Genomic DNA, 17471 nt, shown 5'->3' with positions numbered 1-17471 from the left:
ATGGCAAACATGGAATTTCCCATCGCAATCCATAAGGACGATGGGACCGTCTACGGAGTGATTGTTCCGGATATACCGGGCGTTCATTCCTGGGGCGAGACCATCGATGATGCAATCAGGAACACAAAAGAAGCAATCGTCTCTCATGTCGAGACCTTAATCGAGCTGGGCGAGGACGTCGCCTTTAATTGCTCGACCATCGAAAATTTGGCAAGCAACCCGGACTACGCAGGGGCTGTGTGGGGTTTCGTGAGCGTTGACTTATCTCAGCTTGACTCGAAGCCTGAGCGTATTAACGTAAGTTTGCCAAGATTTGTACTTCATAAGATTGACGCGTATGTGGCATCCCGTCACGAAACCAGGAGTGGTTTCCTGGCGCGTGCGGCGTTGGAGGCCTTACATGAAGAGCATGCAAAACCTGCATGAAGATGCGCCGTTAATCTTACAAGCCCGCAGAGATGCGGGCTTTTTTATGAGTGTCCCCGGGCCGATCGCGGTGAGCCGCGCGGGCTGATCCGCGCCCGTCTCGTTCGCCACGATGGTGCGCGCGGGACGTGCCTCCTTGCTTCAACCGCGGACCACCTCCACTGTCGATGCCCACGATACCCGATTCGCCCTATTTCCTGCGCTGCGCCTGCGCGGCGAGCCGCACGGCCGCATTCGCCGCGCCATAGCCGTCGTACCCGCCGCGCCGCTCGACGATCTCGAGCGAGAAGCGGTTGTCGACCAGTTCCGTATACGCGTGCAGGAATTCGCCGCCGTCCTCGTCGCGGTCGTAGAGCAGGTGGTGCGCGCTCAGCGTGTCGATCAGTTCGTCCGGCAGCGCGTAGCGCGCGGCGAGATCGTCGTAGTAATTGGCCGGAATGCGCAGGAACGGGACGCCGTCGGCCGCGAACGCGGCGACCGTCTTCACGATGTCATCGGTGCGGAACGCGACGTGGTTCAGCCCCGTGCCGTGGTAGCGGTCGAGCGATTCGGCGACGGCCGTATGACGGTCGACCGATGCGTTCAGCGCGATCCGCACCGAGCCGTCGGCGCTGCGCACCGCGCGGCTGCGCATCAGTCCGTACGGATCGGGCACGAGCCAACTGCGCTCGGCCTCGAAGCCGAACGCGGTCTTGAAGAACAGGATCCAGGTGTCGAGCGCGTCGGCCGGCAGCGCGAGGCACACGTGATCGATGCCCGTCAGCGGGCCGACTTCGGTCGGGCCGTCGATGTCGGTCAGCACGAAGTCCGATTCATACAGCGTCGGCGCATCCGGTGCTTCGTCGACGAAATATTCGAGGCTGCCGTCCGGCGCCTTCACGCTCGGCAGCACGCGCTCGTTCGGCCCGACGCGGCCGGAGAACGGTGCATAGCCGAAGCCGGCCGCACGTTCGAACGCCACTTTCGCGTCGTCGACGCGAAACGCCGACGCGCACAGCGACAGCCCGTGCTGCTGGAAGAACGCATCGGCGAACGAGTCGCGCTCGGCATTGAGCACGATCGATGCGGCGCCGTGCTGGAACAGCGTCACGTCCTTCGAGCGATGCCTGCCGGCGAGCCGGAAGCGCATCCGGCCGAGCCATTCGCCGACGGTCGCCGCCGCCTGCGCGTCGACCGCGAATTCGATGAACTGGAACCCGACGTGCGCGGGCGGCGCGGGCGGCGCGAACAGCGGCTGGCTGGCGGCCGGCGCGCGGCCCTCCTGGGCGAGCCGCGCGCGCGTCAGGTCTTCCAGATAGAGCAGCGAGCGATGGCCGTCGGCGGCCGTGAGCGCGGTCGGCGCCGCGCGGAAGCCGTCGTTGAAGATCTCCAGCGACAGCGGCCCTGTATAGCCCGACTCGATCACGCGCGCGGTGAAGCGCGCCAGGTCGAAGTCGCCCTGGCCCGGGAACGAGCGGTAGTGGCGGCTCCATTCGATCACGTCCATCACGAGCTTCGGCGCGTCGGCGATCTGCACGAAGGCGATCCGGTCGCCGGGGATGTCGGCGATCGCGTCCGGCGAATCGTCGAGCGACAGCGTGTGGAAGCTGTCGAGCGCCAGGCCGAGATGCGGGCTGTTCACCGCATTCACGAGCTTCCACGCGTGGCCGTACCGCTTCACGACGCGGCCCCACGCGAGCGCTTCGTACGCGGCCACCACACCGGCCTGCCGCGCGGCTTCGGCGAGCACGCCGAGCTGGTCGACGAGCAACGCGTCGTCGGCGATCGTGTCGGCCGCCACGCTGCTGCAGACGAGGATGCGGTCGGTGCCGAGCGCATGCATCACGTCGAACTTGCGCTTGATGCGGTCGAGATTGCGCGCGAGCTGGGCCGCGCTCACGCCCTCGAAGTCGCGAAACGGCTGGAACAGCACGATGTCGAGGCCCAGATCGGCGGCCATGCGCCGGACGTCGGCCGGCGATCCGTCGAAGTAGACGAGGTCGTTTTCGAAGATTTCGACGCCGTCGAAGCCCGCGGCCTGGATGGCGGCGAGTTTCTCGGCGAGCGTGCCGGACAGTGACACGGTGGCGATCGAGCGCTGCATGGGCGATTCCTGCTGATGAGCGGGGTATGGCGCTGCTCGAACCGACCCTGAATGAACCAGTCGTTGAGTTCGGCGCGCGCGCCATATCCCGAATTTACTAGGCTAGTGATGTGTATTGTACAAACTAACTAGATGGTACAAATTAGCGAAAACCCGAAAAGACAGCCCGCTCGCCCGGGCGCACACTAGCGCCAAATTCCGATGTCTTCGGGGCGGCGCCGATCGTGGTCCGCCCCTGTTTCAGGAGCAGAAACACGATGAGCAAGCACAAGGTGCTGGTGCTGAACGGCCCGAACCTGAATCTGCTGGGCACGCGCGAGCCGCATATCTACGGCGCGGAAACGCTCGCGGATCTCGAGCAGCGCTGCCGCACGGCGGCGGATGGGCTCGGGCTCGACATCGACTTTCGCCAGTCGAATGCCGAGCACCAGCTGATCGACTGGCTGCATGCCGCGCGTCACGACACGCACGGCATCGTGATCAACCCGGCCGCCTATACGCATACGTCGGTGGCGCTGGCCGACGCGCTTTCCGCGATCGCGAAGCCGGTGATCGAAGTGCATATCTCGAACGTCCATCGCCGCGAGGCGTTCCGCCACCATTCGTACGTGTCGGCGCTCGCCGAAGCCGTGATCTGCGGCTGCGGCACCGAGGGCTACGTGTTCGCGCTGCAACGCCTGGCGACCCTGTTCGCGAAGGGAGCCGCACGATGAGCCGCCCGTCGTTTCTGATCGGCCTGATCGGCCAGGGCATCGGCGGTTCGCTGTCGCCCGCGATGCACGAGGAAGAAGGCTTCCGCCAGGGTTTCGGCTACGTGTATCGGCGCCTCGATCTCGACGTGCTCGGCGTGAGCGTCGACGCGCTGCCGCAGCTGCTCGATGCCGCGCAGCGGATGGGCTACAACGGGCTGAACATCACGCACCCGTGCAAGCAGCGCGTGATCGAGCACCTCGACGCGCTGTCGGACGACGCGCGCGCGCTCGGCGCGGTGAACACCGTGCTGTTCAAGGACGGCAAGCGGATCGGCCACAACACCGACTGGTCGGGCTTCGCGAAATCGTTCGGCCGAGGGCTGCCCGGCGCGTCGCTCGAACGCGTCGTCCAGCTCGGCGCGGGCGGCGCGGGCGCGGCCGTCGCGCACGCGGCGCTGCAGATGGGCGCGGCCGAACTCACGATCTTCGACGTCGACGGCACGCGCGCCACCGCGCTCGCGGCCGAGCTGCAGCAGCGCTTCCCCGCCGCGCAGGTCGTGTCGGGCGGCGCGCCCTCTGGCGGCGCGCTCGCGGCCGCGATGCGCGCCGCGACCGGCCTGATCCACTGCACGCCGACCGGCATGGCCAAGCATCCGGGCCTGCCGCTGCCGGCCGACCTGCTGCACGCGGGCATGTGGGTGGCCGACATCGTGTATTTCCCGCTCGAAACCGAGCTGATCCACGCCGCGCGCGCGGCCGGCTGCGCGACGCTGCCGGGTGGCGGGATGGCCGTGTACCAGGCCGTCGACGCGTTCGAGTTATTCACCGGGCGCACGCCCGACGCCGAGCGGATGTTCGGTCACTTTCAGTCGCTCGTCGCGCGCTGACCCCTCACAGACACACAAAGAGACCAGGAGACGACCATGCAGCACACTACCCACACGAGCGCCGCGTCGGCGCAGGCGGCCGGCACGGTCCGGCGCACGTCGGCACGCTACAAGATCCTCGCGCTGCTCGCGATCGGCACGATGATCAACTATCTCGACCGCACCGTGCTGGGCGTGGCTGCGCCGCAGCTCACCAAGGAGCTCGGCATCAATGCGGCCGTGATGGGCATCATGTTCTCCGCGTTTTCGTGGACGTACGTGGCGATGCAGGTGCCCGGCGGCCTGTTCCTCGACCGTTTCGGCAGCAAGATCACCTATTACTGGTCGATGACGCTGTGGTCGCTGTGCACGTTCCTGCAAGGCTTCGTGCCGGGCGTCGCGACGTTGCTCGCGTGCCGCCTCGGTCTCGGCGTGACGGAAGCGCCGTGCTTCCCGACCAACAGCCGCGTCGTCGCGACGTGGTTCCCGCAGAACGAACGCGCGATGGCGACCGGCACCTATACCGTCGGCGAATACATCGGCCTCGCGTTCTTCAGCCCGGTGCTGTTCGCGCTGATGGGCGCGTTCGGCTGGCGCTCGCTGTTCTGGGTCGTGGGTGCGGTCGGCATTGCGTTCGGCTTCGTCTGGTGGAAGTTCTACCACGAGCCGCGCAACCATCCGGGCGCGAACGCGGCGGAACTGGCCTATATCGAGGCGGGCGGCGGTCTCGTTCACGGCGCGCGCAAGAACGGCGACAAGGGTGACAAGCCGGCGCAGGCCAAGTTCAGCTGGTCGATGGTCGGCCAACTGGTGAAGAAGCGCCAGCTCGCCGGCATCTGCCTCGGCCAGTTCGCCGGCAATTCGACGCTCGTGTTCTTCCTGACCTGGTTTCCGACCTATCTGGCCACCGAGCGCCACATGGGCTGGCTGAAGATCGGCTTCTTCGCGGTGATGCCGTTCATCGCCGCGTCGGTCGGCGTGATGTTCGGCGGCATCTTCTCCGACTGGCTGCTGCGCCGCGGCAAGTCCGCGAACCTCGCACGCAAGCTGCCGATCATCGCGGGGCTGCTGCTCGCATCGACGATCATTCTCGCGAACTACGTGCAGAGCAACGAAGCCGTGATCGCGATCATGTCGGTCGCGTTCTTCGCGCAAGGGATGGCCGCGCTCGGCTGGACGCTCGTGTCGGACATCGCGCCGGACGGCCTGCTCGGCGTGACGGGCGGCATCTTCAACTTCGCGGCGAACCTTGCCGGCATCATCACGCCGCTCGTCGTCGGCTTCATCGTCGCGTCGACCGGCTCGTTCGTCGGCGCGCTCGTGTTCATCGGCGTGATCGCGCTGATCGGTGCGCTGTCGTACATCTTCGTCGTCGGCGACATCAAGCGGATCGAGTTGTAAGTACAGACTCTCCGCACACTCGGTGCGTTCGCCCGGCGGCCATTCGGCCGCCGGGCTTTTTTGTGTGCGCGCGCCGGCGCGCGGGGCGGCATGCACCCCACTTCATGCGTGCTGCATCGCGATGCCGAGCGATTCGACCGCAGCGGCGATGGCGGCGACCGCGCGCCGGATATCGTCCGCGTCGATCGCGCCGATGCAGCCCACGCGGAACGTCTCGAGCCGCGTGAGCTTGCCCGGATACAGGATGAAGCCCGCGTCGCGCACCGCGTCGTAGAAGCGGCGGAAATCGTAGGCCGGATGGTCGGGCGCGTGAAACGTGACGATTACCGGCGCCTGCACGCTCACGTCGAGGAACGGCACGAAGCCGAGCGCGCGCATCGATTCGATCAGCGTCCGGCAGTTCGCCGCATAGCGTGCGCCGCGCGCCGGCCGGCCGCCTTCGGCGTGGTACTGGTCGAGCGCGGCACGCAGCGCGGCAACCACGTGCGTCGGCGGCGTGAAGCGCCATTGCCCCGTCTTGCGCAGATACGCGTACTGATCATGGAGATCGAGCGCGAGCGACGGCGAGTTGCCTTCGCTCGCGTCGAGCGCGTCGCGCCGCACGATCGCGAATCCCATTCCCGGCACGCCTTCGAGGCATTTGCCGCTGGCCGAGATCAGCGCGTCGATGCCGCTGCCAGCCAGCGCGATCGGCAGCGCGCCGAACGAACTCATCGCATCGACGATCAGCCGCTTGCCGTGCCGCCGGCACGCGGCCGCGATCGCATCGAGCGGATTCAGGATACCGGCGCTCGTTTCCAGGTGCACGAGCGCGACGTGCGTGATGCGCGGCTCGCGCGCGAACGCGGCCTCGACGGCCGCCGCGTCGACGGCCGCGTCTTCGCCGAACGGCAACGCGATCGCGTCGATGCCCAGCCTGCCGAGAATCTTCAGAATGCGCGCGCAATACGCGCCGTTGTCGGGCACCAGCACGACACCGTCGCGCGGCACGAGCGTGCCGAGCGCGGCTTCGACCGAGAACGTGCCGCTCCCCTGCATCGGCACGCACACGTATGCGTCGCCACCGCCGGCGATGGCGACGAGATCGGCGCAGACGCTGGCCGTCAGCTGGTTGAAGGCGGCGTCCCACGACCCCCAGTCATGTTGCATTGCGTGGCGTGTTGTGGCGGACGTAGTGAGCGGGCCGGGCGTCAGCAAGATCGGGTCGGGCATGGTTTTTACCTCCAGCAAAGGGGGAACGAAACACCGGACGGCGTTTCTGAATGACTTGCATGATAGTGGCAAAATGTGTCATTTTTTGGAAATTGTGGCATTCGTCACGGCTTTGTCATTGAACGCTGTGATCCTTCGGTTGCCGCGCGACACGCAGCCTGAGCGCGGTAGCGCGGCGGGCCGCGAGGCGGCCTGCCCGGAGATAACAGGAGAGCCGGATCGTGCCCCGGCCGTTTGGTGTTCCGCCTACGGAGAAGTGAGATGACACTGCAGAAACCCTCGCGCGCCGCCGCCGGCGCGTTCCGCAAGCTCGCGCTGGCCGCCTGCGCCGCCGGTCTGCTGCAAGGCGCCGCGCTGCCGGCGCATGCGGCAAACGCGGTCGTGCTGTACACGGCGGACGGTCTCGAGAATCTCTATCGCGATGTGCTGCCGGCTTTCGAGAAGAAGGAAGGCGTGAAGGTCAACATCGTGACGGCGGGCAGCGGCGAGGTGGTGAACCGCGCGAACATCGAGAAGAACGCCCCGAAGGCCGACGTGATCGTCACGTTGCCGCCGTTCATCCAGCAGGCCGGCCAGATGGGCCTGCTGCAGCCGTACCAGAGCGTGAACTACAAGAACGTGCCGGCCATCGCGAAGGCCGAGGACGGCACGTGGGCGACGTTCGTGAACAACTACTTCTCGTTCGCGATCAATCCGGACGTCGTGAAAAACCAGCCGAAGACGTTCGCCGACCTGCTCGCGCCGGCCTACGCCGGCAAGGTCGCGTACTCGAACCCGGCCACGGCCGGCGACGGGATGGCCGTGCTGATCCTGACGACGTCGCTGATGGGCGAGGACAAGGCATTCGACTACCTCGCTAAGCTGTCGCAGAGCGTGAAGTTCCACACGAAGGGCACCGGATACCTGAACGTGCTGCTGTCGCGTAACGAGATCAGCGTCGCGAACGGCGATCTGCAGATGGACCTCGACGACGCCGAACACGGCGCGCTGTCCGTCAAGCCGATCTTCCTGGCCGCGAAGGCCGGCGACCAGCCGACCACGTTCCAGCTCCCGTACGGCATCGGCCTGATCAAGAGCGGCCCGAACCAGGATGCCGGCAGGAAGCTGATCGACTATCTGATGTCGACGGAAGTGCAGTCGAAGGTGCCGGACATGTACGGCATCCCGGGCCGCACCGACGTGCCGCTGGCCGGCAAGAACGGCGAAGCGGTCAAGAAGGCGATCGCGGGCGTGAAGCTGATTCCGGTCGACTGGACCCAGGTGATGGCGAAGAAGCAGGAATGGATCGAGCGCTGGAAGAAGGACGTGATCGGCAGCTCGGGCAAGCCGCTCGACGTCGTCAAGCCGAAGTGACCGGCGCACGCCGCCTGTATCAGCGAGCAAGAGGATGAACCCGGTGGACACCACCCTGACCCATCCCGGCGCATTCGGCGCCGCCGAACCGCACGCGACGCTGCGGTCCGGCGCGCCGGGCGGCGTGCGGATCGAGCATCTGAGCGTGCGCTACGGCGCACGCACGGTGCTGGACGATCTGTCGCTGTCGATCGGCGCCGGCGAATTTCTGACCGTGCTCGGCAAGAGCGGCTGCGGCAAGACCACGCTGCTGCGCTTCATCGCCGGGTTCGTGAAGGCCGACGGCCTGACCGGCACGCTGAGCGTGGCTGGACGCGACCTGACCTATGCGCCGCCGCACAAGCGCAATCTCGGTCTGCTGTTCCAGAATTACGCGCTGTTCCCGCACCTGTCGGTGTTCGAGAACGTCGCATTCGGGCTGCGCGCCCGCGGCATGGCGTCGTCGGAAGTCACGCGCCGCGTCGCCGATGCGCTGAAGCTGGTGCAGCTCTGCGATGCGGGCCACCACCTGCCCGCGCAACTGTCGGGCGGGATGCAGCAGCGCGTCGCGCTGGCGCGCGCGCTCGTGATCGAGCCCGACGTGCTGCTGCTCGACGAGCCGCTGTCGGCGCTCGACGCCAACCTGCGCGCGTCGGTGCGCAGCGAGCTGAAGGCGCTGCACGAGCGCTTGCCGAACCTGACCGTCGTGTGCGTCACGCACGACCGCGACGACGCGCTCGTGCTGTCCGACCGTGCGCTGCTGATGCGCGACGGCCGCATCGCGCAGCTCGGCACGCCGCAGCAGTTGTACGACGCACCGCGCGACGGCTACGTCGCGCGCTATCTCGGCCCGGCGAACCTGTTGCCGCCGCACGTGATCTTCCCGCTCGGCGATCCGCGCCACGAGGTGCGCGACAAGGTCGCGTGCGTGCGCCCCGAGCGCCTGACCGTGATACCGCCCGCCGCCGGTGGCCTGCATGGCACGGTGTCGTCGGTCGAATGGCAGGGCGCGGACCTGTCGATCGCGGTCGTGATCGACGCGGCGCCCGACGAGCCCGTGCGCGTGACGATGCAACGCGGCCGCGGTGCGGCCCCCGAGCGCGGTGCGCGCGTTTCCCTGCATTGCGAGGCAGACGATGTCGTCCTTATCGAGCCCTGAAGCCGGCCTGCCGCCGCACGTGCTCGCGTCGGCCGCCGCACACGCCGCCGCCGCGCGGCGCCGCAGGCGCATCGGCGACCTGCACCTGGCTGTGCTGGCGATCGTCGTGCTGGGCCCGCTCGTCGTCTATCCGCTGGTGCGGCTCGTGCTGCTGAGCGTGTCGGGCGACCACGGGCTGAGTCTTGCCGCGTACCGGACCTTCTTCGGCAATCCCGACACGCGCAACGTGCTGCTGACGACGCTGGGCGTGCTGTTTGCAAGCGCCGGCACCGCGTCGGTGCTTGGCGTGCTGCTGGCCGCGCTGCTGTTCTTCAGGCCGTTCCCGGGCGCGTCGCTCGTCACGCGCTTCCTTGAGCTGTACGTCGCGTTTCCGTCGTTTCTCGTCGCGTTCACGCTGATCTTCCTGTACGGCTCGCAAGGCTCGATCGGCATCGCGCTGCAGCACCTGTTCCATCTCGAGAATCCGCCGCTGGACTTCCTGTTCGGCATAGGCGGCGTGATCCTCGCGCAGACCGTGTTCTACACGCCGTTCGTCGTGCGGCCGACGCTCGCGTCGTTCGCGACGCTCGACCTGCGGCTGATCGAAGCCGCGCGCAGCCTCGGCGCGCCCGGCTGGATGCTCGCGCGCCGCGTCGTGCTGCCGATCGCGTGGCCGGGCATCGCCGCCGGCACCGTGCTGTGCTTCCTGCTGACGCTGAACGAGTTCGGCATCCTGCTCGTGCTCGGCAGCGCGCGGCTCGTCACGCTGCCGGTCGCGATCTACAGCAGCGCGACCGTCGATCTCGACCTGCCGACCGCGTCGGCCGGCGCGGTCGTGATGTTGTCGCTGTCGCTGGCGCTGTATGCGGTTTATCGCCGGGTGAACCGGCGTGCGACGGGAGGGAACGATGTCCGCTGAATTTCGTATCGGGCAGGCCGTGCCGCGTCACCGGATCGGCTGGACCGACGCGCTGCTCGAGCATGCGTCGCGCGCCGCGCTCGCGCTGGCCGCGTTCGCGTGCTTCTGGCTGTTCGTGCTGCCGGTGATCGTCGTCGCGCTGTCGAGCGTGTCGACGCAGTGGTCGGGCACGATCCTGCCGGCCGGCTACAGCCTGCGCTGGTTCGAGCGGCTCGGGTCGCAGGAATACGACGCGCTGCTGACGAGCCTCGAAATCGGCTTCGGCGTCTCGGCGCTTGGCACGGTCCTCGGGTTGTGGCTGGCGCTCGCGCTCGAAGGGCGCGACCGGCGCGGCCTCGGCGCGGTCGTCGACGCACTCGTGATGGTGCCGAACGGCGTGCCGAGCGTCGTGCTCGGGCTCGCGGTGCTGATCGCGTATCACCAGAAGCCGCTCGACCTGTCGAGTTCGGCGGCGATCGTCGTGCTGGTGCAGCTCGCGCTGATTCTGCCGTTCTGCTATCGCTGCGCGGCCGCCGCGCTGCGTCCGGAGCTGACCGTGCTGCGCGAAGCCGCGGCGAGCCTCGGTGCGCCGCCCGCGATGGTGCTGCGCCGCGTGCTGCTGCCGCAACTCGTGCCGGCGCTGCGCGCGAGCCTCGCGCTCGGCTTTGCGCTGTCGCTCGGCGAGCTCGGCGCGACGCTGACCGTGTATCCGCCCGGCTTCGCGACCGTGCCGATCGTCGTGATCGGCCAGGTGGAGCGCGGCTATTACCTGCCTGCGTCCGCGCTGTCGCTGCTGATGCTCGGCGCGTCGCTCGCGGCGCTGCTGCTGATCGCCGCGCGCGTGCCGCGCGGCAAGCGGGCGGCATCGTGAACGCCGCTTTCGCGTTGCGGCGCCCCGGCGAGCAACGGGCCGCCGGCAACGGATCGGCGAATCTCGCGGGACGCTCGATCGACGTCAACGGCCGACGCTACCGGCTGCCGGTCGAGCCGACCGTCGTCGTCTGTGTCGACGGCTGCGAATACGACTATCTCGAACGCGCGGTGGAAGCGGGCGTCGCGCCGTTCATCGCCCGGATGATCGCGGAAGGCACCGCGTGGCGCGCCGATTGCGTCGTGCCGACCTTCACCAACCCGAACAACCTGTCGATCGTCTGCGGCGTGCCGCCGTCGGTCCACGGCATCTGCGGCAACTATTTCTGGGATCCTGCCGCCGACGGCGGGCGCGGCGCCGAAGTCATGATGAACGACCCGGCCTACCTGCGCGCCGGCACGCTGCTCGCGGCGGCGTCCGACGCCGGCGCGCGGGTGGCCGTCGTGACCGCGAAGGACAAGCTGCGCCGGCTGCTCGGCTGGCAACTGAACGGCGTCTGCTTTTCGGCCGAGAAGGCCGCGCAGGCCAATCTCGCGGAAAACGGGATCGTCGACGTGCTCGACTGGGTCGGCCTGCCGTCGCCGGATGTATACAGCGCGGCGTTGTCCGAATTCGTGTTCGCGGCCGGCGTGCGGCTCGCGCAGACGCGCCAGGTCGACCTGATGTACCTGTCCACCACCGACTACGTGCAGCACAAATGCGAGCCGGGCAGTGCCGGGGCGAACGCGTTCTACGCGATGATGGACGGCTATCTCGCGCAGCTCGACGCGCTCGGCTGGGCGATCGGGCTCACGGCCGACCACGGGATGAACGCGAAGCACGATCCGGCGACGGGGCGGCCGAACGTGATCTATCTGCAGGACGCTTTCGACGGCTGGTACGGCACGCAGGCTGCGCGCGTGATCCTGCCGATTACCGATCCGTACGTCGTCCATCACGGCGCGCTCGGTTCGTTTGCGACGATCTACCTGGCGCCGGGCGTCGACCGGGCCGAGGCGATGTGGCGTGTCGGCGGCCTCGACGGCGTCGAGCTCGTGCTCGACAACGCGGAAGCCGCGGCACGTTTCGAACTGCCGGCCGACCGGATCGGCGATCTCGTCGTGATCGGCCGTCGCGACATGACGCTCGGCACGCGCGAGCGCGAACACGATCTGTCGGGCCTCACGGTGCCGTTGCGTTCGCATGGCGGCGTGTCCGAGCAGGAGGTGCCGCTGCTGTTCAATCGCCGCATCGAGCGGGACGACCCTGCCCGCCGCCCGCGCAACTTCGACGTGTTCGATTTCGTGTTGAACCGGATCGCGACATGATGGCTCATCCCCGGCAAGACCACCCTGCGTTCCGCGCCGAGGCGCTGCGGTGGTGCGGCACGCGCGCGCCGCGCGCCCGTGTGTTCGACGTCACCGATCCGTACACCGGCACGCGTGTCGGTACGGCGCCGCTGGCGAGCGTCGACGACGTGCGCGCCGCGTTCGATTACGCGATGGCGTACCGGCCGGCGCTGACGCGTTACGAACGTTCGCAGATCCTCGAGCGCGCGGCCGCGCTGCTGCGCGAACGTGCGGACGAAGCGTCCGACCTGATCACGCTCGAGTCGGGATTGTCGAAACAGGATTCTCGCTACGAGATCGGCCGTGTCGCCGACGTGCTGAAGTTCGCCGCGGTCGAGGCGCTGCGCGACGACGCGCAGAGTTTTTCGTGCGACCTGACGCCCCACGGCAAGGCGCGGCGCGTGTTCTCGCAGCGCCAGCCGCTCGACGGCGTGATCGTCGCGATCACGCCGTTCAATCATCCGATGAACCAGGTCGCGCACAAGATCGCGCCGGCGATCGCGACCAACAACCGCGTGATCGTGAAGCCGTCGGAGAAGGTGCCGCTGTCGGCGTTCTATCTGGCCGATCTGCTGTACGAAGCCGGGCTGCCGGAGCCGATGCTGCAGGTGCTGACCGGCAACCCGGCCGAAATCGCGGACGAGCTCGTCACGCATCCGCGTGCGTCGCTGATCACGTTCACGGGCGGCGTCGCGATCGGCAAGGCGATTGCCGCGCGGGCCGGCTACCGGCGCATCGTGCTGGAGCTGGGCGGCAACGATCCGCTGATCGTCCTCGCCGATGCCGATCTCGACCGCGCGGCGTCGCTTGCGGTGTGCGGGTCGTACCGGAATTCGGGCCAGCGATGTACGGCCGTCAAGCGGATACTGGTGCAGCGCTCGATCGCGCCAGCGTTCACCGAATTGCTCGTCGAGAAGACACGTGCATGGAAACACGGCGATCCGTTCGATCCCGCGAACGAAATGGGCACCGTGATCGACGAAGCGGCGGCGCGGCTGTTCGAGGCGCGCGTCAACGAGGCGGTGGCGCAGGGTGCGCGCCTGCTGACGGGCAACGTGCGGCGCGGCGCGCTGTACGCGCCGACCGTGCTCGACAACGTCGATCCGTCGATGACGATCGTGCGCGAGGAGACGTTCGGGCCCGTGTCGCCCGTCATCGCGTTCGACACGATCGACGACGCGATCCGGATCAGCAACGGCACGGCGTTCGGGCTGTCGTCGGGCGTCTGTACGGACAGCACGGCGGCCGTCGTGCGGTTAGTGAACGAGCTGAAAGTCGGCACGGTGAACGTGTGGGAAGTGCCGGGATACCGGATCGAACTGTCGCCGTTTGGCGGGATCAAGGATTCGGGGCTCGGGTACAAGGAGGGCGTCCAGGAGGCGATGAAGAGCTTCACGAACCTGAAGACGTTCTCGCTGCCTTGGGAGTAAACGAATGGCGCTGACGATGGACGAGATTCACGCGCTGTATCGCGAGCATGGCCATGTGGCCTATAGCGGCGAACCGGTCACGCAGCTCGAACATGCATTGCAGAGCGGATTGCTCGCGGAGGAGTCCGGGGCCGACGAAGCGCTGGTCGCGGCGGCGTTCCTGCACGATCTCGGCCATCTGCTGAATCGCCAGGGCGAGACGCCGAGCGCGCGCGGGATAGACGATCTGCACCAGTATTACGTGCTGCCGTTCCTGCGGCCGCTGTTTTCCGACGCGGTGCTGGAACCGATCCGGCTGCACGTCGACGCGAAGCGCTGCCTGTGCCGCACGGACGCCGGCTACTTCGAGAGCCTGTCGCCGGACTCGGTGCGCAGCCTGGCGTTGCAGGGCGGCATTTTCAGCGACGACGAGGCGGCGGCGTTTCTGCAGCGCCCGTACGCGGAGGACGCGCTGCGCCTGCGCCGCTGGGACGATACGGCGAAGAAGCAAGGCAAGATGACGCCGGATCTCGATCACTATATGGAGATCGTCGCACGCCAGATGCGCGCGGCCTTCTGACGGGGCCGGTTGCCTCCATATTTAAGGGGCCGCACGCGGCAGCGTGCGGCCCCTTAAATTTTTTGCGAAATCCCTTGCGCGAATGCCGCGAGCTGCTTAGAATCACGCCTCTTTCGCGCTAACGGAAACGCGGCGCGAGAGGAAGGGAAGCGGTGCTGTTGGGGTTCGGTGGTAACGAGCCGCGGCGGCGCAGGAAGTTGAGCCCCGCAGTCGCAGCGAAGTCGTTCAGAAAGTTGTTGACGAGCTGCGAAACACGGTTCATAATCTCGCTTCTCTGCTGCTGAAAACGCAGCGCTGCTGGGAAACACGAAGTTTCTCGCAGGCGTGCTCTTTAAAAATTAACAGCCGATAAGTGTGGGCGCTTGATGAAAGCGAGCTGATCCTCGGATCAGATAGCGAAAGTATCAAGAGTCTCACACTAAAGTAAGTCAGGTTTATGAAGTGATTCATATTCCTGTCAGCTTTGAGTGAGCGACCGGTTCTACGGAACCGAAAACAGTAACAGGTTTGAACTGAAGAGTTTGATCCTGGCTCAGATTGAACGCTGGCGGCATGCCTTACACATGCAAGTCGAACGGCAGCACGGGTGCTTGCACCTGGTGGCGAGTGGCGAACGGGTGAGTAATACATCGGAACATGTCCTGTAGTGGGGGATAGCCCGGCGAAAGCCGGATTAATACCGCATACGATCTACGGATGAAAGCGGGGGACCTTCGGGCCTCGCGCTATAGGGTTGGCCGATGGCTGATTAGCTAGTTGGTGGGGTAAAGGCCTACCAAGGCGACGATCAGTAGCTGGTCTGAGAGGACGACCAGCCACACTGGGACTGAGACACGGCCCAGACTCCTACGGGAGGCAGCAGTGGGGAATTTTGGACAATGGGCGAAAGCCTGATCCAGCAATGCCGCGTGTGTGAAGAAGGCCTTCGGGTTGTAAAGCACTTTTGTCCGGAAAGAAATCCCTGGCTCTAATACAGTCGGGGGATGACGGTACCGGAAGAATAAGCACCGGCTAACTACGTGCCAGCAGCCGCGGTAATACGTAGGGTGCAAGCGTTAATCGGAATTACCCATCCCGAACAGGACCGTGAAACGACTCTACGCCGATGATAGTGCGGATTCCCGTGTGAAAGTAGGTAATCGTCAGGCTCCCTAAGCCAAGAACCCCCGCCCGAAAGGCGGGGGTTTTTGCATTTGCGCGACGGAAATGTGCACGGTGCCCGGCATGGGTTGCAGCACATCCTGAAAGACTATGCGGCAGCGGACCTGAGTGATCGGCCCGCTGCAGTTTCAGAACAATCGTTGCTTGTCACAGTTACTAACGGTATGGAGCATTGGGTACCGAGCTTCCAGACGGATAGTGACTTTCGACGCTGACCATCGGCAGTGCGTCGATCACATCGGCGTGATGATGAGTCGCTTGTCCTCGACAGTAATCCGAACGCGTTCTCCGGCCTCGAATCCCGCGTCCTCAAGCCATACTCCAGCCAATTTGATCCACGGGAAGTACGTCGTGTTTAGTTTCCGGTGCGCTCTGATGGCACGGAGGACACGAGACAAGGAATGATGGCGCGCTGACTCTTGAACAGTGACGAAGCGTTCCGTTACGACGGGGCGTGACTTATGATTGGCGTTAGCCATTTCCGACTCCTTTGGCGAGTTGGTGGTGGTCAGCGGGTCGTATGGGTGGCAGCCCATGCGGCCCGCGCTTTTTGCGGTGATGCCATTCGAGTCTACCTAACTGGGCATCTCGAAATATGGAAAATTCGGGGAGTGGCCAATCGGCATAGCTTCATGAGTTTTCCCCGCAGGAAAGTACGGCATGGGTCTAGAGATCGATGAACGACGAGACCTGCGAAGCAATCAGACGCGGTGGCGGTGAACATTGGCATACGCATAAGTCGTCACTCAGTGCCGCCTGCCGTCCGTCTGGTCCGGTGGTGGGGATGCGAGGCCCATTACATACGATCTTGCCCACCGTCTTGCACGCAGGGCACGAGACCGGATCGCCCTCGTAAGCCTGTTCGCCCGCGCCGATCAGGTCGTTGCCGTCGCCTCCCTGGATCAAGCTGTCAGCGGTCGTGGTATCGCCCTTCACGATGTCATAGCGCCTCACCTGGTTGTCTCCGATTCACCCAGCCGGGGGCCGCGATAGTGGAAGCTGTTCAGCACCGCGTCCCATGCTTGAATCGCTTGTGCTTCGTTGACAGGAGAGGTTGCCTCGGCGGCTGATGTGGTCGAGTCGGGCGCCGCACCGAAAAGCAGCTGAATCGCCGCGTGAGGTTTCGAGAGGTCGCGTTCGACGCCCGGGGCCAGCAGATAGAAGTGGTACTTCTGCACGCCGTCCTCACTGATGGCCATCAGCAGTTCTTCCGCCTGCATGCCAGCGAACTCGCGTTTGCCTTTCCTCAGAATCTTGTAGCGCCCCAGTAGAGATTTCAGCTGGATCTCGAACGCAGGGAGACCGTCGAGCAGGGATGCCTTTTGATCGACATCGACCGACTCGCGAAGCTTGACGACGAAGGTCGACGGGGTGCCGGGTAAGAGCCCGACAGATAGCGTGGCATCGAAGCCGCGAAACGGCTTACCGCTTACCGCTTATTGCTGACCTGCCTGATTTCTTCGGGCCATTTCAATCTTGGAGAACGGCCTCGGTTGCTTCAGTTGAACAATACCGCTGCTTGAACTCGTCGGGCGTCAGGTAGGCCAGGCTCGAATGCGGCCGGACGGCATTGTAGTGACGCCGCCACTGCTCGATCACGACCTTCGCTTCCGTGCAACGAAAGCCCCAGCTCCCGATACACGCGCTCGACACGTTTATCGTCTAATTGCTGTCAATAGATCATCCTCCTGGAAAGGGTTCAGACCAGCCGTTTCCTTGTCGTCTTCGTGGTCGTGTTCACGCCACAACATGCCGTCAGAGAGTCGCTACAACGTTCCGATGTGATTGCCGCGGTTTTCCCGCAAAGCGCGTCAAGGAATCGTTGAGGCGACGTAATCAGCCTGGATGAACCGGTACCGCAGTTGTTGCTGTCAGCGTCGGATAGATACTCCCCATTTTCGTCGAAGTAATTTTCCCCAGTTTTTTATCTGACGGCGCCGCGGTAGCGGCGCCGTCCTGTCGATCGCCGACCATATTGCCCTTGAGATCCGTCGTGGGGGTGTCGGTGGTCGAGCTGGAGGAAGTGATGACGATTCTGGAATTGCATCGGCAAGGGCTGAGTATTTCGGCCATC

The 17471-nt window shown here is 65.6% G+C and carries 16 protein-coding genes, 2 pseudogenes and 1 other annotated feature; of the genes and pseudogenes, 11 read left to right on the top strand and 7 right to left on the bottom strand.

The window, feature by feature from the left end; genetic code table 11:
- Nucleotides 1-9: 9 nt before the first annotated feature.
- On the top strand, nt 10-426 hold the full coding sequence (locus KPB06_RS00090; RefSeq protein WP_081066415.1) for a type II toxin-antitoxin system HicB family antitoxin: 417 nt from the start codon (nt 10-12) through the stop codon (nt 424-426).
- Between the two features lie 190 nt (nt 427-616).
- Here KPB06_RS00090 and KPB06_RS00085 read toward each other — a convergent pair whose 3' ends face one another.
- Complete coding sequence (locus tag KPB06_RS00085) at nt 617-2509, bottom strand: bifunctional sugar phosphate isomerase/epimerase/4-hydroxyphenylpyruvate dioxygenase family protein (protein WP_059582128.1); 1893 nt, start codon at nt 2507-2509, stop codon at nt 617-619.
- Between the two features lie 257 nt (nt 2510-2766).
- Between KPB06_RS00085 and aroQ the strand changes: the two genes are divergently transcribed.
- Genes aroQ through KPB06_RS00070 form a run of 3 tightly spaced genes read left to right on the top strand, consistent with a single transcriptional unit; the run spans nt 2767 to nt 5468 of the window.
- A complete protein-coding gene (gene aroQ, locus KPB06_RS00080) occupies nt 2767-3222 on the top strand; it encodes a type II 3-dehydroquinate dehydratase (protein ID WP_059898124.1) in 456 nt (151 codons plus the stop codon).
- A complete protein-coding gene (locus KPB06_RS00075; RefSeq protein WP_059582134.1) occupies nt 3219-4088 on the top strand; it encodes a shikimate dehydrogenase in 870 nt (289 codons plus the stop codon). Before aroQ ends, KPB06_RS00075 begins: the two co-directional genes overlap by 4 nt.
- Before the next feature lie 36 nt (nt 4089-4124).
- Nucleotides 4125-5468, top strand: a complete 1344-nt coding sequence (locus KPB06_RS00070; RefSeq protein WP_059582138.1) for an MFS transporter — start codon at nt 4125-4127, stop codon at nt 5466-5468.
- A 102-nt stretch (nt 5469-5570) separates the two neighbouring features.
- Here the strand turns inward: KPB06_RS00070 and KPB06_RS00065 are convergent, their stop codons facing one another.
- Nucleotides 5571-6680: a 2-aminoethylphosphonate--pyruvate transaminase gene (locus tag KPB06_RS00065; RefSeq protein WP_059582140.1), complete on the bottom strand. Its 1110-nt coding sequence runs from the start codon at nt 6678-6680 to the stop codon at nt 5571-5573.
- A 261-nt stretch (nt 6681-6941) separates the two neighbouring features.
- On the opposite strand from KPB06_RS00065, the gene phnS reads away from it, so the two are divergent.
- From phnS to KPB06_RS00030, 7 genes are read left to right on the top strand one after another with little or no spacing between them, the layout of a single operon-like run.
- Nucleotides 6942-8033, top strand: a complete 1092-nt coding sequence (gene phnS / locus KPB06_RS00060) for a 2-aminoethylphosphonate ABC transporter substrate-binding protein (protein ID WP_059582143.1) — start codon at nt 6942-6944, stop codon at nt 8031-8033.
- Nucleotides 8034-8067: 34 nt separating this feature from the next.
- A complete protein-coding gene (phnT, locus tag KPB06_RS00055; RefSeq protein WP_275905252.1) occupies nt 8068-9171 on the top strand; it encodes a 2-aminoethylphosphonate ABC transport system ATP-binding subunit PhnT in 1104 nt (367 codons plus the stop codon).
- Nucleotides 9149-10069 carry a 2-aminoethylphosphonate ABC transporter permease subunit gene (gene phnU, locus KPB06_RS00050; protein ID WP_059582148.1) on the top strand — a complete coding sequence of 307 codons (921 nt, stop codon included), beginning with the start codon at nt 9149-9151 and terminating at the stop codon, nt 10067-10069. The genes phnT and phnU overlap by 23 nt, the downstream gene beginning before the upstream one ends.
- Nucleotides 10059-10919, top strand: a complete 861-nt coding sequence (phnV, locus tag KPB06_RS00045; RefSeq protein WP_059582149.1) for a 2-aminoethylphosphonate ABC transport system, membrane component PhnV — start codon at nt 10059-10061, stop codon at nt 10917-10919. The genes phnU and phnV overlap by 11 nt, the downstream gene beginning before the upstream one ends.
- The gene (gene phnA, locus KPB06_RS00040) at nt 10916-12226 is read left to right on the top strand and encodes a phosphonoacetate hydrolase (protein ID WP_059582152.1); all 1311 of its coding nucleotides are present in this window, start codon (nt 10916-10918) and stop codon (nt 12224-12226) included. The genes phnV and phnA overlap by 4 nt, the downstream gene beginning before the upstream one ends.
- Nucleotides 12223-13677: a phosphonoacetaldehyde dehydrogenase gene (gene phnY / locus KPB06_RS00035; RefSeq protein ID WP_059582153.1), complete on the top strand. Its 1455-nt coding sequence runs from the start codon at nt 12223-12225 to the stop codon at nt 13675-13677. The genes phnA and phnY overlap by 4 nt, the downstream gene beginning before the upstream one ends.
- Before the next feature lie 4 nt (nt 13678-13681).
- The gene (locus tag KPB06_RS00030; RefSeq protein ID WP_059582157.1) at nt 13682-14236 is read left to right on the top strand and encodes a phosphonate degradation HD-domain oxygenase; all 555 of its coding nucleotides are present in this window, start codon (nt 13682-13684) and stop codon (nt 14234-14236) included.
- A 509-nt stretch (nt 14237-14745) separates the two neighbouring features.
- Nucleotides 14746-15431, top strand: a sequence feature (16S ribosomal RNA rRNA prediction is too short).
- A 199-nt stretch (nt 15432-15630) separates the two neighbouring features.
- Here the strand turns inward: KPB06_RS00030 and KPB06_RS00025 are convergent.
- The 5 genes and pseudogenes from KPB06_RS00025 to KPB06_RS00005 all read right to left on the bottom strand — a co-directional run.
- Nucleotides 15631-15876, bottom strand: coding sequence for a SymE family type I addiction module toxin (locus KPB06_RS00025; RefSeq protein WP_077189471.1), 246 nt, complete (start codon nt 15874-15876; stop codon nt 15631-15633).
- A gap of 187 nt (nt 15877-16063) precedes the next feature.
- On the bottom strand, nt 16064-16351 hold the full coding sequence (locus KPB06_RS00020) for a PAAR domain-containing protein (protein WP_275905251.1): 288 nt from the start codon (nt 16349-16351) through the stop codon (nt 16064-16066).
- A pseudogene (locus KPB06_RS00015) lies at nt 16348-16749 on the bottom strand (T6SS immunity protein Tli4 family protein); the annotation flags it as partial. The pseudogene KPB06_RS00015 and the gene KPB06_RS00020, both read right to left, overlap by 4 nt.
- A gap of 118 nt (nt 16750-16867) precedes the next feature.
- A pseudogene (locus KPB06_RS00010) lies at nt 16868-17020 on the bottom strand (integrase core domain-containing protein); the annotation flags it as partial.
- Nucleotides 17021-17233: 213 nt separating this feature from the next.
- The coding region (locus KPB06_RS00005) for a hypothetical protein (RefSeq protein WP_275920412.1) at nt 17234-17471 on the bottom strand (238 nt) is incomplete at its 5' end.

Source organism: Burkholderia semiarida, assembly GCF_029268935.1.
GTDB lineage: Bacteria > Pseudomonadota > Gammaproteobacteria > Burkholderiales > Burkholderiaceae > Burkholderia > Burkholderia semiarida.
The sequence above is the reverse complement of the archived record's forward strand: the minus strand, read 5'-3'. Positions and strand labels throughout refer to the sequence as shown.